Source organism: Kitasatospora sp. NPDC088134 (assembly GCF_044741705.1).
In the GTDB taxonomy this organism is placed as follows: Bacteria; Actinomycetota; Actinomycetes; order Streptomycetales; family Streptomycetaceae; genus Kitasatospora.
Window position 1 is genome coordinate 263,219 of record NZ_JBIUTD010000001.1, and the last position, 15,259, is coordinate 278,477.

Genomic DNA, 15,259 nt, shown 5'->3' on the forward strand with positions numbered 1-15,259 from the left:
GACCGCCTTCACACAACCGTCCTGGTGTTCTGCCACCGTATCGTGCGAACCCGGGCGGTGGTCCACCGGGCCACCCCGGACTCGGTCACGACTGCGCATCGGTTGGTGGTGCACCATCGACGCGCTGACCTGCCGTCAGGCGGCGCGGCGGGCCGGGGCGTTCGCGGGGCGCGCCGGGCGGGTCCGGTGCGCCGGGCGCACGGACGAGCGGGGCGTTCACCCCAGTTCGACCTCCTCGACCTCGCCGGCGCCCGCCGCCCGGCGCGGGCGCCGCGGGTCGGGGGGCGGGTCGAGCAGCGCGGAGACGCCGTAGCCGCACAGGCCGAGGCCGAGCAGGCCGGTGAGCACCAGGACGGCGATCCAGGCGGCGGGCAGCTCCCAGGAGATCCGGTCGCCGTAGCGGACCAGGCCGGCCAGGCCGAGCAGGCCGGTGAGCACCAGGGCGGCCATCCCGCTGCGGACCCGGCGCAGTTCGGCCTCCCGGCTGGCGAGCAGCAGGGCGGTGCCGAAGGTGAGGGTCCAGGCGCCGAGGGCGCGGACGTCGAGCGGGCGGGCCGCCCAGGGCCAGTGCGGGGCGAGCGCGTCGGGGCGCAGCGCGAGGAGCAGGCCGAGCAGGGCGAGCAGCGCGCCGCCGCCGACCATCGGGCCGGCCACCCACCAGGGCAGCCGGGGGGTGCGGGCGGGGGCGGGGCCGCGGGTGAGGAGTTGGGCGCCGAGGGCGACCAGGCCGATCGGAAGGGCGGCGAGGTGGACGGCGAGCCAGCCCCAGGCGGCCAGGAAGCCGAGCAGGGCGCCGCCGGTGAGGTGCAGGGTGTGCCGGCCGGCCAGGGTGCTGGCGGCCATCAGCACCATCAGCAGGGCGCTGGCGGCGGTGGCGACCCGGACCTCGGCCCAGGCCCTGGCCCGGACGGCGAGGGCCAGCATGACGGCGGCGCCGCCGTAGGCGGAGCCGAGCAGGGCGGCGGTGACGGGGGACATCCGCCAGGCGAAGAGCGCGTCGGTGGAGCCGGCGGCGGGCCACAGGGTGAGGAAGGTCCAGCAGGCGGCGGCCGCGAGCGGGCCGAGCATCAGCCCTTTCAGGACCGGGCTGACCGGCCGGGCGGGCAGTGTGGTGTCCATGGCGACTCGCTCCCCCTGTGAGACGTTGCGTCAATATAGGAGCGGCCGCCGGGCCGGGCAATGCCTCGCGCACGGCCGCCGACCAGGCACGTCATCCAGTGTTCAGAAATTGAACACATACGGGGGATTGACGTGGCTGAAACCTCCAAGCAATATCTGTAGCGACACGGGAAAGCGGAGAACATCCGCCCATCCGCGGCCGGGTGGTTTCGAGTCTGAACGAATCGCCCGGTCGTCCCGTGCAGAACTGCAGAGCTTCCGACCCCACGGTGAGTCACTGTCCGGCCGTCTCGACGCTGCGGCGGCCCGACTCCTACGTGGTGGACGGACCGGCGGTCGATCGTTGAGGGTCGGTCGGACCGCCGAACCGGGCTGCCGGTGCCGCCGCTGGTACGGCGCGGCACCGGCGGTCGCGTTCCGCGCCGCCCGCGGCACCCCGGCCACCCCGACCACCTGCGCCCGGGGTGCCGCGGTCCGGCCGTAGAGTAGGGCGCACCGGGCGACCCCGCCGGAACCCCCGTCCCTTCGCGGAGTGAACGCACGTGCCACCGCTGCTCAGCATCGTCCTGCCCGTTCACGGCGTGGAGCGCTTCCTCCCGCAGTGCCTGGACTCGCTCCGGGCCGACGGGGCCGCCCCCGGCGAGGTCGAGCTGATCGCGGTGGACGACCTCTCCCCCGACGGCTGCGGCGCCCTGCTGGACGCGCACGCCGCCACCGACCCGCGGATGCGGGTGCTGCACCTGACCGAGAACCAGGGCCTGGGCGGGGCCCGGATCGCCGGTCTGGCCGAGGCCACCGGCAGCTACGTCTGGTTCGTCGACAGCGACGACTGGCTGCCCGCGGGCACCGTGGACGCGATCCTCGCCGAACTGCGCGCCGAGACCGCCCGCGAGCTGCCCGCCGACGTGCTGCTCACCGACTTCACGCACGTCTACCACGACGGCGGCACCGGCCCGAACCCGTGGCGCCGGGTGCTGGCCGGCTCCCCGCTGGTCGAGGGCTGCACCGCCGCCGAGCACCCCGCGCTGTTCAACGCGGTGCTCGCGGTGTGGAACAAGGTGATGCGCCGCCAGTACCTGCTCGACCTGGACGTGCACTTCGGCCGCGGCTACTACGAGGACATCTCGGTCACCTACCCGCTGCTGCTCGCCGCCGACCGGCTGCGCTACCTCGACCGGGTCTGCTACCACTACCGGCGCGGCCGCCCCGGCGCGATCACCGCCACCTCCTCCCCCAAGCACGCCGACGCCTTCGCCCAGTACGACGCGATCTTCGCCTTCCTGGACCGCGACGAGCGGGCGGACCGGCTGCGCGGACTGGTCTTCGACCGCACCGCCAAGCAGGCGCTGACCGTCTACGACACCCCCGGGCTGGTCCCGGCCGCGCTGCGCCCGGAGTTCTTCGCCCGGATCACCGCGCACTTCGCCCGCCACCGCCCGGCCGGCCACCCCTTCCCGCCCGGCCTGCGCGGCCTCCAGTACCGCCTGGCCGCCCGCGGCTCCCGCCGCGCCTACGACCGGCTGCGCGGCGCCGCCCGGCTCCCCGCCACCGCGGCCCGCCGCCTCCGCCCGGGCCGCTCCTGACACCCCGTCGGCCCGTCGGCCCGCCCCGCCGTCCCACCTGTCGGGACGGCAGTGTTCCACCGGTTGGACGTGACGAGAATCGCAGCCGCCTGGTCGCGGTGGGTGGTGGACGAGTCACGGGGTGGGTGTCGTAGTCTGCGGGTTCGAACCCAAAGGTCCGACCTACCGCCGAGTAGCACGCCCTGCCCGCCCGGGCGGGACGGCCGCCGGGCGCCTTCCGGTCGGTGCCGACATCCGGCCGGGGAGGGCCAGTGATCGACCTCGTCACCAAGCTGCTGCTCAAGCCCCTGGCGAAGGCGCTGTACCGCCCGACCATCGAGGGCCTGGAGAACGTGCCGCGCAAGGGCGGGGTGATCCTGGCGAGCAACCACCTGTCGTTCGTGGACAGCGTGGTGATCCCGCTGGCCGCGCCGCGCCAGGTGTTCTTCCTGGCGAAGGCCGAGTACTTCACCGGCAAGGGCCTCAAGGGCGCCGTCTCCCGGGTGTTCTTCACCCGGGTGATCAACGCGGTGCCGGTGGAGCGCGGCAGCGTCCGGGCCGCCACCGCCTCGCTGGACGAGGGCCTGCGCATCCTGGACTCCGGCCGGGCCTTCGGCATCTACCCGGAGGGCACCCGCTCGCTGGACGGCCGGCTCTACCGCGGCAAGACCGGCGTGGCCTGGCTGGCGCTGACCGCCGGCGTCCCGGTGGTGCCGGTGGCGCTGGAGGGCCCGGAGCACATCCTGCCGGTCGGCAAGCGGATCCCCCGGCTGCGGAAGATCACCGTGCGCTTCGGCGAGCCGCTGCACTTCGACGCGCTGCACGGCCAGGCCCGCTCGGCCAAGGTCCGCCGCCAGGTCACCGACGAGGTGATGGCCGCCATCCACGCGCTCTCCGGCCAGGAGCTGGCCGAGCAGTACAACGAGTCCCCGAAGGCCGCCTGACGCCCCGTCGCCCCGCGCGAACCGCCCGCCCGGGAACAACCGGGCGGGCGGCCCGGTTCGGGTCTCGACGGGGCGCGCACCGCGTGCGCGTCCCGGAGGCTTCACCGGACCGAGCGAGTACGGAGTGCACCCATGAGGATCGGCATCATCGGCGCGGGCAACATCGGCGGCAACCTGACCCGGCGGCTCACCGCCCTCGGGCACCAAGTCGCGGTGGCCAACTCGCGCGGCCCGCACACCCTGACCGACCTGGCGGCGGAGACCGGCGCCACCCCCGTGCCGGTCGCCGAGGCGGCCGACGGCGCGGAGCTGGTCGTGGTGACCGTCCCGCTGAAGAACGTCCCCGACCTGCCGAAGGACGTGCTCGCGGGCGCGGCCGAGGGATTCGTCCTGGTCGACACCAACAACTACTACCCGCAGCAGCGGGACGGCCGGATCGACGCCATCGAGGACGAGGGCCTGACCGAGAGCCGCTGGGTCGAGCGGCAGCTCGGCCACCCGGTGGTGAAGGCCTTCAACGGCACCTACGCGCAGGACCTGCTGGACGCGCCGCGCCCGGCCGGCGACCCGGAGCGGATCGCGCTGCCGGTGGCGGGCGACGACCCGGCGGCGAAGCGGGTGGTCCGCGAGCTGATCGACGCCCTGGGCTTCGACACCGTGGACGCGGGCGGCATCGACGACTCCTGGCGCCAGCAGCCCGACACCCCGGTCTACGGCCTGCGGGCCGGCGTCGCAGGCGTCACCGAGGCGCTCGCCGCGGCCTCCCCGGAGCGCCCGGCCGCCTTCCGCGGCTGACCCGGGCCCTCTCGTTCGGGTCTTGCCGGGCGCGCGACGCCGGATCATCCCGCCTGGAAGCACCGGCGAAACACCCAAGTACACCCAGTACGAGGGCGTTCCGCCGGCACTCCCAGCCGGGCGCCCGACGCCGCACGCTGATCCGACAAGACCCGAACGAGAGGGCCCTGCCTCAGCTCGCCGCCTCCACCGCCTCCGGGGCCTCCCGGCGCAGCAGCGCCGCGTAGCGGCCGTCCAGGTCGAGCAGTTGCTGGTGGGTGCCGAGTTCGGCGACGGCGCCGGCGTCCAGGACGGCGATCCGGTCGGCGTCCCGGACGGTGGAGAGGCGGTGCGCGATGGTGAGGGTGGTGCGGCCGGCGGCGAGGGCGTCCAGGGCCTGCTGGACGGCGAGTTCGGTGCGGTTGTCGAGGGCGCTGGTGGCCTCGTCGAGGATCAGGATCGGCGGGTTGCGCAGCACGGTGCGGGCGATGGCCAGGCGCTGCTTCTCGCCGCCGGAGAAGCGGTAGCCGCGTTCGCCGACCATGGTGTCGTAGCCGTCGGGGAGGGCGGCGATCATGTCGTGGACCTGGGCGGCCCGGGCGGCCTCGACGAGTTCGGCGTCGGTGGCGTCGGGTTTGGCGAAGCGCAGGTTGTCGGCGACCGAGGCGTGGAACAGGTAGGTCTCCTGGGAGACCACGCCGACGGCGCGGGCCAGCGTCTCGAAGGACAGGTCGCGGACATCGACGCCGTCGATCAGCACCCGGCCGCCGGTGACGTCGTAGAGCCGGGGAACCAGGTAGGAGAGGGTGGACTTGCCGGCGCCGGTGCCGCCGACCACGGCGAGCGAGCCGCCGGCCGGGACGGTCAGGTCGATGCCGGTGAGGGTGGGCCGCTCCTGGTCGGGCCGGTAGCGGAACTCGACCTGCTCGAAGCGGACATCGCCGCGGACGCGGTCGAGGTGGACGGGGTGCTCGGGCTCCCGGATGTCGACCGGCAGGTCGAGGTACTCGAAGATCCGCTGGAACAGGGCGAGCGAGGTCTGCACCTCGACGCCGGTGGAGAGCAGGCCGACGGTGGGGCGGAACAGGCCCTGCTGGAGCGAGACGAAGGCGACCAGGGTGCCGAGCGAGACGATCGGGGCGCCGGCGGCGGTGGCCAGGCCGGCCGCCCAGTAGATCAGCGCGGGCATCGCGGCCATCACGATCCCGATGGTGGACATCCGCCACCGCCCGGCCATGCTGGCGCGGACCTCCAGCCGGGCCAACTCGTCGGACTGGTCGGCGAATTCGCGGGTCAGCGAGTCGGAGCGGCCCATCGTGCGGCCGAGCAGGACGCCGCTGACGGACAGCGACTCCTGGACGGCGGAGGAGAGCACGGCGAGCTGGCGCTGCCGCTCGCCGGTGATCTTCTTGCGTTCGCGGCCGACCCGGCGGCTGATCCAGACGAACAGCGGGAGCAGCAGCAGCGAGACGACGGTCAGCCGCCAGTCGAGGGCGACCATGGCGGCGACGCTGGCGAGCACGGCGGTGAGGTTGGAGACCAGTGAGGTCGCGGTGCCGGTGACGGTGGCCTGCATGCCGCCGATGTCGTTGGCGATCCGGGACTGCACCTCGCCGGTGCGGGTGCGGGTGAAGAAGGCCAGCGACATCCGCTGCAGGTGCGCGTAGACGGAGGTGCGCAGGTCGTGCATGACGCGCTGGCCGACGGTGGTGGACATCAGCGTCTGGAGCACGTTGAGCACGCTGGTGACCACGGCGGCGGCGATCATGCCGAGCACCAGCAGGGTGAGCAGTCCGGTGCGCCGCTCGGGTATCGCGGTGTCCAGGACGGCCCGCAGCAGGAACGGGGTCACCACGGACACCAGGGCGGAGAGCGCGACCAGCAGGCCGACCGCGCCGAGCCGGCCGGCGTACGGCCGGAACAGCCGGAGGATGCGGCGCACCTGGGCGGGTTGCCGTTCCTCCGGCGGTGTCCAGTCGATCCGGTGGAGTTGCACGGGGGCCTCCCGGGGGTCTGCGGACAGGAGCGGGCCCGAGCTTAACGAGCCTTGCTCACCATTAGCAAACCTAATGTTCTCCGCATTCCCGGGAGGCCGGCGGCGGCGCCGCTACTTCTGCCCGCGCTTCGCCAGGAAGGCCGCCACCTGCTCGCGCACCTCGGGGGTGTCCAGGCCGCGCACCGTCATGGTGGTGCGGCGGCGCAGCACGTCGTCCACCGTGTACGCCCACTCGTTGTCGGCGGCGTACGCGACCTGCGCCCACACGTCGGGGCCGTCGGGGTGGACCGGCTCGCCCAGCGCCGGGTCCTCGGCGATCGCCCGGGCCAGGTCGAAGGAGAGCGTGCCGTAGTGCGAGGCGAGGTGCCGGGCGATCAGCGGGTCCATCCGGGAGCCGGGTTCGCGGTCGATCAGCAGGCGGTGCGCGACGGCGTTCGGCGCGCCGATGCCGGGCAGCGGGACGGTGGCGGGGATCGGCGAGACGTCCTCGGCCAGGCCGACGCCGGGGGCGTTCTTCAGCTTCTCCAGGACGACCCGGCCGATGTGCCGGTAGGTGGTCCACTTGCCGCCCGCGACCGACAGCATGCCGCCGCGGCCCTCGGTGACCACGGTCTCGCGCTTGGCGGCGGCGGTGTCGCCGGGGCCGCCGGGCAGCACCCGCAGGCCGGCGAAGGAGTAGGTGATCAGCGAGCGGTCCAGGTGCTCGTCGCGGATCGCGTGCCCGGCCTCGTCGAGGATCTGGTCGACGTCGGCCTCGGTGGCGCGGACGTCCAGCGGGTCGCCGGTGTACTCCTCGTCGGTGGTGCCGAGCAGGACGTGGTCCTCCCACGGGATGGCGAAGGAGACCCGGTACTTGTCGATCGGGATGGTCAGCGCGGCCCGCCACGGGGTGCGGCGCTTGACCACCACGTGCGCGCCCTTGGAGAGCCGGATCGACGGGGCGGAGCCGGCGTCCTCCAGCTTGCGCAGGTGGTCGACCCACGGGCCGGTGGCGTTCAGCACCAGGCGGGCGTCGACGCCGAACTCGGCGCCGTCCAGGCGGTCCTTGAGCTCGGCGCCGGTGACCCGGCCGCGGGTGAAGCGCAGGCCGGTGACCTCGGCGTGGTTGAGCACCACGGCGCCGGCCTCGACGGCGGCCCGGACCGTCATCACGGCGACCCGGGAGTCGTTCATCTGGTGGTCGCCGTAGACCGCGACCGAGCGCAGCCCCTCGGTGCGCAGCGCCGGGACCTGCTGGGCGGCGTGCGCGGCGGTGGAGACCCGGCCCATGCCGTCGCGGAACGCGGACAGCGCGGAGTACAGGAAGACGCCCGCGCCGAGCTTGGGCGCGGAGTGCGGGCCGCCCTTGTAGACGGGGACGAAGAAGGTCAGCGGGTTGACCAGGTGCGGGGCGACGTCGGTGGCCAGCGCCCGGCGCTCCTTGTGGTTCTCGGCGACCAGCTTCACCGCACCCGTCTGCAGGTAGCGCAGGCCGCCGTGCACCAGCTTGGAGGAGGCGGAGGAGGTGGCGCCGGCGAAGTCGCCGGCGTCGACCATGGCGACCTTGAGACCGGCCTGGGCGGCGGTCCAGGCGGTGGCGGTGCCGAGGATGCCGCCGCCGATCACCAGCAGGTCGTAGGTGGCCCGGCCGAGCAGTTCGCGGGTGGCGGCACGGGAGGCGGTGTGTCCGGGGGTGCGCTCGGCGCCGAGCGTCGGGATGGTGGCCATGGTGTGTGTACGGCGCCCTGGTCGGCGGCGCCGTGTCTCCTTCCGGTGTGCGGTGCGGCCCCTGCTGGAGGGCCGGGCGGGCCCGGTGCGGCGGGCCCTGGGGTGGAACGGGACCGGCCGGCCGGGCCCTGGTGGCCCGACCGGCTGGTGCTGCGTCAGCTGTTGTTCTCGTCCTCCTCGACCCAGCCCATGGTGCGCTCCACGGCCTTGAGCCACTTCTTGTACTCGGCGTCCCGGGTGTCGGCGTCCATCCGGGGCGTCCACTCGGCGGCCCGGTGCCAGTTGGCGCGCAGGGTGTCGAGGTCGTCCCAGAAGCCGACGGCCAGGCCGGCCGCGTAGGCGGCGCCGAGCGCGGTGGTCTCGGCGACGTAGGGGCGCTCGACGGGGGCGTCCAGCACGTCCGCGATGTTCTGCATCAGCAGGTTGTTGCTGGTCATGCCGCCGTCGACCTTGAGGGCGGTGAGGGTGACGCCGGAGTCCTTCTGCATGGCGTCGACGACCTCGCGGGTCTGCCAGGCGGTGGCCTCCAGCACGGCGCGGGCCAGGTGGCCCTTGGTGACGTACCGGGTCAGGCCGGCGATCACGCCGCGGGCGTCGGAGCGCCAGTACGGGGCGAACAGGCCGGAGAACGCGGGGACGAAGTAGGCGCCGCCGTTGTCGGCGACGGTGTTGGCCAGGGTCTCGATCTCGGCGGCGGTGGAGATGATGCCGAGCTGGTCGCGCAGCCACTGCACCAGCGAGCCGGTGACCGCGATCGAGCCTTCGAGGGCGTACACCGGGGCCTGGTCGCCGATCCGGTAGCCGACGGTGGTCAGCAGGCCGTGGTACGAGTTGACGATCTTCTCGCCGGTGTTGAGCAGGAGGAAGGTGCCGGTGCCGTAGGTGGACTTGGCCTCGCCCTCGGCGAAGCAGGTCTGGCCGAACAGCGCGGCCTGCTGGTCGCCGAGCGCGGAGGCGACGGGGACGCCCGCCAGGTCGCCGACGGCCTCGCCGTAGACCTCGGCGGAGGAGCGGATCTCCGGCAGGACCGCGAGCGGCACCTGCATGGACTCGGCGATCTTCTCGTCCCACTGCAGGGTGTGCAGGTTCATCAGCATGGTGCGCGAGGCGTTGGTGACGTCGGTGACGTGCCGGCCCCCGTTCACGCCGCCGGTGAGGTTCCAGATCACCCAGGTGTCCATGGTGCCGAACAGGATGTCGCCGGCCTCGGCGCGCTCGCGCAGGCCCTCGACGTTGTCCAGCAGCCAGCGGATCTTCGGCCCGGCGAAGTAGGAGGCCAGCGGGAGGCCGGTCTCGCGGCGGAACCGGTCCTGGCCGACGTTGCGGCCCAGCTCGCGGCAGAGCGCCTCGGTCCGGGTGTCCTGCCACACCAGCGCGTTGTGCACCGGCTCGCCGGTGTGCCGGTCCCACAGGACGGTGGTCTCGCGCTGGTTGGTGATGCCGATCGCGCGGATGTCGTCCCGGGTCAGGCCGGCCTTCTCCAGCGCGCCGCGCACCACGGACTGCACCCGGGTCCAGATCTCGGCGGCGTCGTGCTCGACCCAGCCGGGCTGCGGGAAGATCTGCGAGTGCTCCTGCTGGTCGACGGAGACGATCCGGCCGTCCGCGCCGAACACGATGCAGCGGCTGGAGGTGGTGCCCTGGTCGATCGCGGCGATGTAGTTGGCAGTCATGCGGGGGTCCTCGGCTCTGAGTGAGGGAAGGGGGTGGGAACGCGCGGGGTGGTGGCGCGCCGGGTCAGAACGCGACGTGGTACAGGAAGCCGGCCAGCAGGCCGCCGACGGCCGGGCCGACCACCGGGATCCAGGCGTAGGACCAGTCGGAGCCGCCCTTGTTCGGGATCGGCAGCAGCGCGTGCACGATGCGCGGGCCGAGGTCGCGGACCGGGTTGATGGCGTAGCCGGTCGGGCCGCCGAGCGAGAGGCCGATGCCGACCACGGTGAAGGCGACGATCAGGACGCCGGTGCCGGAGATGCCGAGGCCCTTGGTCAGGCCCTGGGTGAGGATGGCCAGGCAGAGCACGAAGGTGCCGATGATCTCGGTCAGCAGGTTCTGGATCGGGTTCCGGATCTCCGGACCGGTGGAGAAGATGCCGAGGGTGGGCTCCTCGTTGGCCTGGAACTGTCCCAGGTAGGTGACCCAGACCAGCACCGCGCCGATCATCGCGCCGAGCAGCTGCGAGCCGAGGTAGACCGGGACCTTGCTCCAGTCGCCGCTGTCCGCGGCGATCGCCAGGGTGACCGCGGGGTTGAGGTGCGCCCCGGACTTCGGCGCCGACATGTAGGCCGCGATCATCACGGCGAAACCCCAGCCAAAGGTGATCGCCAGCCAGCCGGCGTTGATCGCCTTGGACTTCTTGAGGGTGACGGCGGCGCAGACGCCACCGCCGAGCAGTACCAGTGCGGCGGTGCCGAGTGTTTCGCCGACGAAGATGTCGCCGTTGGAGAACGCGGACACAGAGACTCCCTTGTCCTGATGGCCCGGAGGAGCGGGGTGGGGGCAGGTGATCGGTCGATCACTGTGCGGACGAACGCTGGGTGGGATCAGTCAGAACGTCCGGTGTTCGACAATGCCGACCGACATGCGGAAGCTTCTCCCTCCGGCATCACCCGCGTCAAGGCGGGGTTACGCAGCTGTGACTCACCGAACGGCGCGGGGAACGCGAAAAGCCGGGGCACGGGGGGCGAAGGAGTCGCCCGCCCGTGCCCCGGCACGGAAGGAGGGAGGTGGTGCGGCGGCTCAGAAGCGGCCGGCCCCCAGGTCCCGGGAGATCGCCCGGGCGGCGCTGCGCACCGAGGCCACCAGCGAGGGCTTGGGGAAGCCGTCCTGGCAGACCGTCTCGACCGCGCCGGACACGCACACCGCGCCGACCGGGTTGCGCCGCCGGTCCTGGATCAGCGCGCCGATCGAGGCCACGCCCTCCCAGGTCTCCTCGATCGAGTCGGCCCAGCCGCGCTCGCGCACCAGCTCGCCCTCGGCGTCGATGTCGGCGCCGGTGGTCAGGGTGCGGTTGGTGTAGGCCTCGAACGGGCCGTCGCCCAGCTCGCCGCGGGCCACCGGGTCGTAGGCCAGCAGCACCTTGCCGAGCGCGGTGCTGTGCAGCGGCTGCATCGAGCCGACCTCCAGCACCTGCCGGGTGTCGTCGGGGCGGAAGACGTGGTGCACGATCAGCACGCCCCGCTGGTGCAGCACCCCCAGGTAGACCGTCTCGCCGGCGGCCCGGGCCAGGTCGTCCGCCCAGACCAGGGCGCGGGCCCGCAGCTCGTGCACGTCCAGGTAGCTCTGGCCGAGCCGGAGCAGTTCGGCGCCCAGCTGGTACTTGCCGCTCTCCGGGTCCTGCTCGACGAAGCCCTCCTGCTGGAGGGTGCGCAGGATGCCGTGCGCGGTGCCCTTGGCCAGGCCCAGCGAGGCCGCCACCTCCGTCAGGCCCAGGCGGCGCTCCCCGCCCGCCAGCAGCCGCAGGATCGCCGCCGCCCGGGAGAGCGACTGGATCGGGCCGGGCATCGGCAACCTCCGCAACTGGTGGTCGATATTGTCGACCGTGATATTGACGCCACCACTCTGCCACACGCGCCCGCGACGGCGGGGCGGTGCCAGGGCCTGCCTTCGAACCTCCGGCGCGGCCCCGCGGTGTCCGGTGCGTGCTCTCGGCGTGCCGGCCGGAAGCCCTCGTACTGGGTGTACTCGGGTTTTCGGCCGGTGCGGCGAGAGGGCGTGCCGGGGGCCGTGGGGCAGGCGGAGGTTCGAAGGCAGGCCCTAGGGCTTGCGGTAGTCGCGGCCCGCCGTGGTGGAGAGTCGGCCGAGGCCGCCGACCGGGAGCAGCCGGGCCGCCGCGACGGCCGCCTTGTAGCGCTTGCCGGGGACGCAGAGCGGGCGGTTGCGGGCGAGGTCGGCGAGCGAGTCGTCGACCACCCGGTCCGCGGCGAGCCAGCCCCAGGAGGGGATGGAGGAGGTGCCCATGCCGGCCCGCTCGTGGAACTCGGTGCGGGTGAAGCCGGGGCAGAGCGCCTGCAGCCGGACGCCGCTGCCTGCGAGGTCCCGGGCGATGCCGAGGGTGAAGTTGACCACCCAGGCCTTGGTGGCGCCGTAGGTGCCGCGCGGCACGAAGGCGGCCACCGAGGCGACGTTGACGATGCCGCCGAAGCCGCGCTCGCGCATGCTGGGGACGGCGGCGGTGGTGAGCCGCAGCACCGCCTCGACGTGCACCTTGAGCATGTCCAGTTCGTCCTGGACGGGGACGTCGAGGTAGGCGCCGCGGTGGCCGAAGCCGGCGTTGTTGACCAGCAGGTCGACCGGGTGGTCGTCGTCCCGCAGGCGGTGCTCGACGGCCTCGATGCCGGCCTCGGTGGCGAGGTCGGCGGTGAGGGTCTCGACGCCGACGCCGTAGCGGGCGGTGAGCCGGGCGGCGGCCTCGGCCAGGCGCTCGGCGTTGCGGGCGACCAGCACGAGGTCGCGGCCGTCGCGGGCGAGGCGGTCGGCGAAGGCGGCGCCGATGCCGGCGGTGGCTCCGGTGATGAGGGCTGTCGTCATGGGGCGACCGTATCGGGCCGCGGGGCGGCCGCGCATCGACCGACCGGCCGACGGACGTGTGGCCCCTTCGGGCGACCCGGGCGGGGCGGACGGCGCGCCCCCGCCGCGGCGTTCGTCGGATCACCCTACGGTGCGGGCAGCGCCGCCGTCCCACGCGGTGCCCGTACACCCCTCAGGAGAACTGATGACCGTTCAGCCGCACCCGCGCTGGATAGAAGTCGCGCCGCCGGCCCGTCCCCGCCCCCGTCGGCACTGACGGCGCCGGCGCCGCCTCCGCCGAGTCCGGGCCCGCCCCTCCCCACGGGGGCGGGCCCGACGCGCTTCCGGCGCACGGACGCTGACGACTCGTCGACACCTCGTCACCGCCCGCCGCCTACTGACCGGTCAGTAAATCCGGTCGGATGCCTTGACGGCGTGTCGACAGCTCGGGATTCTCGGGGGAACCGCGCACCGGCCGTGCCGGGTGCGGCGCTCCCCCACCGCCGCCTCCCCGAGCCGAGAGGTGATCCATGTCCGGAACCGATCGCGCCAGGAACGTCCTCGCCCGCCTGCTGCCGCTGCTGCTGCTCGCGGCCGCCCTCGCCGCCGGCGCCGTGCCGGCCCCGAACGCCCGGGCGGCGGACGGCTGGTGGAACCCCACCGGGCGGCCCGTGCCCGACTCGCGGATCGACGTGACGGGCGAGCCGTTCCGCGGCACGAACCCGGACGGCACCGTCCGCGGCTTCGTCGACGCGCACAACCACCTGATGTCCGCCGAGGGCTTCGGCGGCCGGGTGATCTGCGGCTCCGCGTTCTCCCCGCAGGGCGTCGCGGACGCGCTCAAGGACTGCCCGGAGCACTACCCGGACGGCTCGCTGGCGCTGTTCGAGAACGTCACCGGCGGCGCCGACGGGCACCACGACCCGGTCGGCTGGCCGACCTTCAAGGACTGGCCGGCCCACGACTCGCTCTCCCACCAGCAGGACTACTACGCCTGGGTGGAGCGGGCCTGGCGCGGCGGCGAGCGGGTGCTGGTGAACGACCTGGTCACCAACGGGCTGCTCTGCTCGATCTACCCGTACAAGGACCGCGGCTGCGACGAGATGGACGCGATCCGCACCGAGGCCCGCAAGTCGTACGAGCTGCAGAGCTACGTCGACGCCATGTACGGCGGGCCGGGCAAGGGCTGGTTCCGGATCGTCACCGACTCCGGGCAGGCCCGGGACGTGGTCGCGCAGGGCAAGCTGGCGGTGGTGCTCGGGGTGGAGACCTCGGAGCCGTTCGGCTGCAAGATGATCCTGGACGTGCCGCAGTGCGACCGGGCGGCGATCGACCGCGGCCTGGACGAGCTGTACGGGCTCGGGGTCCGCAGCATGTTCCTGTGCCACAAGTTCGACAACGCGCTGTGCGGGGTGCGCTTCGACGAGGGCACCACGGGCGTCGCGGTGAACGCCGGGCAGTTCCTGTCCACCGGCACCTTCTGGACCACCGAGCAGTGCGCCGGGCCGCAGCACGACAACCCGATCGGGCTGCCCACCGCGCAGGCCCAGGCCATGCTGCCGGCCGGGGTGAGCCTGCCGACGTACTCGGCGGCCGCGCAGTGCAACACCCGCGGGCTGACCGACCTGGGCGCGTACGCGATCGACGGCATGATGAAGCGCCACATGATGCTGGAGGTCGACCACATGAGCGTGAAGGCGGCGAAGAGCGCCTTCGAGCAGCTGGAGTCGAAGGGCTACCCGGGCGTGCTGTCCAGCCACAGCTGGATGGACCTGAACTGGACCGAACGCCTGTACAGGCTGGGCGGGTTCGCGGCCCAGTACCCGCACGACGCGAACGCCTTCGTGGCCGAGGCGAACCGCACCAAGGCGCTGCGCGACCGGTACGGCGTGGGCTACGGCTACGGCAGCGACCTGAACGGCGTCGGCGGCTGGCCGGGCCCGGTCGGCACCGGTGCGCCCAACTCCGTGACGTACCCGTTCCGTTCGGCGGACGGCGGCTCGGTGCTGGACCGGCAGGTGACCGGCAGCCGGACCTGGGACGTCAACACCGACGGCCTGGCGCACGCCGGGCTGCTGCCGGACTGGATCGAGCAGATCCGGCTGTCCGGCGGGCAGGGCGTGGTGGACGACCTGCTGAAGGGCGCGCAGTCCTACCTGACCACCTGGCGGGCCACCGAAGTGCACGACGCGGGAAGGGAGTTGGCGACGGGGGCGGCCGCCTCGGCGAGCTCCGCGGAGTGGAACCCGTTCACCTCGTACCAGCCGGGCCGGGCGGTGGACGGCGACCGGGGCACCCGCTGGGCCAGCGACTGGAGCGACGACCAGTGGTTCGCCGTCGACCTGGGCGCCGCCCGGGTGGTGGACCGGGTGACGCTGGACTGGGAGCGGGCCTACGCCCGGTCGTACCGGATCGAGGTGTCCACGGACGGCGTCAACTGGCGGACCGCGTGGTCGACTTCGGCCGGGGACGGCGGGCTGGACACCGCCGCGTTCGCCCCGACCTCGGCCCGCTGGGTGCGCTTCCACGGCGTGCAGCGGGCCACCCAGTGGGGGTACTCGCTGAACGAGGTGTCGGTGCACGGCGCCTGACCGGAGCACACTGCGGGGCCGGGGAGGAACTCCCCGGCCCCGCAGCGTTGTTGACGG

General features: G+C 73.5%; 10 protein-coding genes and 1 pseudogene. 4 read left to right on the forward strand and 7 right to left on the reverse strand.

Features of this window, described 5'->3' with window-relative positions:
- Nucleotides 1-216 precede the first annotated feature (216 nt).
- On the reverse strand, nt 217-1,119 hold the full coding sequence (locus ACIOHG_RS01080; protein ID WP_400943829.1) for a hypothetical protein: 903 nt from the start codon (nt 1,117-1,119) through the stop codon (nt 217-219).
- A gap of 542 nt (nt 1,120-1,661) precedes the next feature.
- Between ACIOHG_RS01080 and ACIOHG_RS01085 the strand changes: the two genes are divergently transcribed.
- The 3 genes and pseudogenes from ACIOHG_RS01085 to ACIOHG_RS01095 all read left to right on the forward strand — a co-directional run.
- Entirely contained in the window at nt 1,662-2,702 is a 1,041-nt protein-coding gene (locus ACIOHG_RS01085) for a glycosyltransferase family 2 protein (protein ID WP_400943832.1), read from the forward strand.
- Nucleotides 2,703-2,953: 251 nt separating this feature from the next.
- Complete coding sequence (locus ACIOHG_RS01090; protein WP_400943835.1) at nt 2,954-3,625, forward strand: lysophospholipid acyltransferase family protein; 672 nt, start codon at nt 2,954-2,956, stop codon at nt 3,623-3,625.
- Nucleotides 3,626-3,748: 123 nt separating this feature from the next.
- Nucleotides 3,749-4,420, forward strand: a pseudogene (locus ACIOHG_RS01095) (NADPH-dependent F420 reductase); the annotation flags it as partial.
- A gap of 172 nt (nt 4,421-4,592) precedes the next feature.
- Here the strand turns inward: ACIOHG_RS01095 and ACIOHG_RS01100 are convergent.
- From ACIOHG_RS01100 to ACIOHG_RS01125, 6 genes are all read right to left on the reverse strand, one after another.
- Complete coding sequence (locus ACIOHG_RS01100; RefSeq protein WP_400943838.1) at nt 4,593-6,395, reverse strand: ABC transporter ATP-binding protein; 1,803 nt, start codon at nt 6,393-6,395, stop codon at nt 4,593-4,595.
- Nucleotides 6,396-6,506: 111 nt separating this feature from the next.
- A complete protein-coding gene (locus ACIOHG_RS01105; protein ID WP_400704923.1) occupies nt 6,507-8,102 on the reverse strand; it encodes a glycerol-3-phosphate dehydrogenase/oxidase in 1,596 nt (531 codons plus the stop codon).
- Between the two features lie 155 nt (nt 8,103-8,257).
- Nucleotides 8,258-9,775: a glycerol kinase GlpK gene (gene glpK / locus ACIOHG_RS01110; protein WP_400943841.1), complete on the reverse strand. Its 1,518-nt coding sequence runs from the start codon at nt 9,773-9,775 to the stop codon at nt 8,258-8,260.
- A 64-nt stretch (nt 9,776-9,839) separates the two neighbouring features.
- Complete coding sequence (locus tag ACIOHG_RS01115; RefSeq protein WP_400943844.1) at nt 9,840-10,559, reverse strand: MIP/aquaporin family protein; 720 nt, start codon at nt 10,557-10,559, stop codon at nt 9,840-9,842.
- 282 nt (nt 10,560-10,841) lie between these two features.
- Entirely contained in the window at nt 10,842-11,606 is a 765-nt protein-coding gene (locus ACIOHG_RS01120; protein WP_400943847.1) for an IclR family transcriptional regulator, read from the reverse strand.
- 252 nt (nt 11,607-11,858) lie between these two features.
- Complete coding sequence (locus tag ACIOHG_RS01125; RefSeq protein WP_400943850.1) at nt 11,859-12,632, reverse strand: SDR family NAD(P)-dependent oxidoreductase; 774 nt, start codon at nt 12,630-12,632, stop codon at nt 11,859-11,861.
- Nucleotides 12,633-13,141: 509 nt separating this feature from the next.
- Here ACIOHG_RS01125 and ACIOHG_RS01130 point away from each other — a divergent pair.
- Nucleotides 13,142-15,202: a discoidin domain-containing protein gene (locus ACIOHG_RS01130; protein WP_400943853.1), complete on the forward strand. Its 2,061-nt coding sequence runs from the start codon at nt 13,142-13,144 to the stop codon at nt 15,200-15,202.
- Nucleotides 15,203-15,259: the final 57 nt, after the last annotated feature.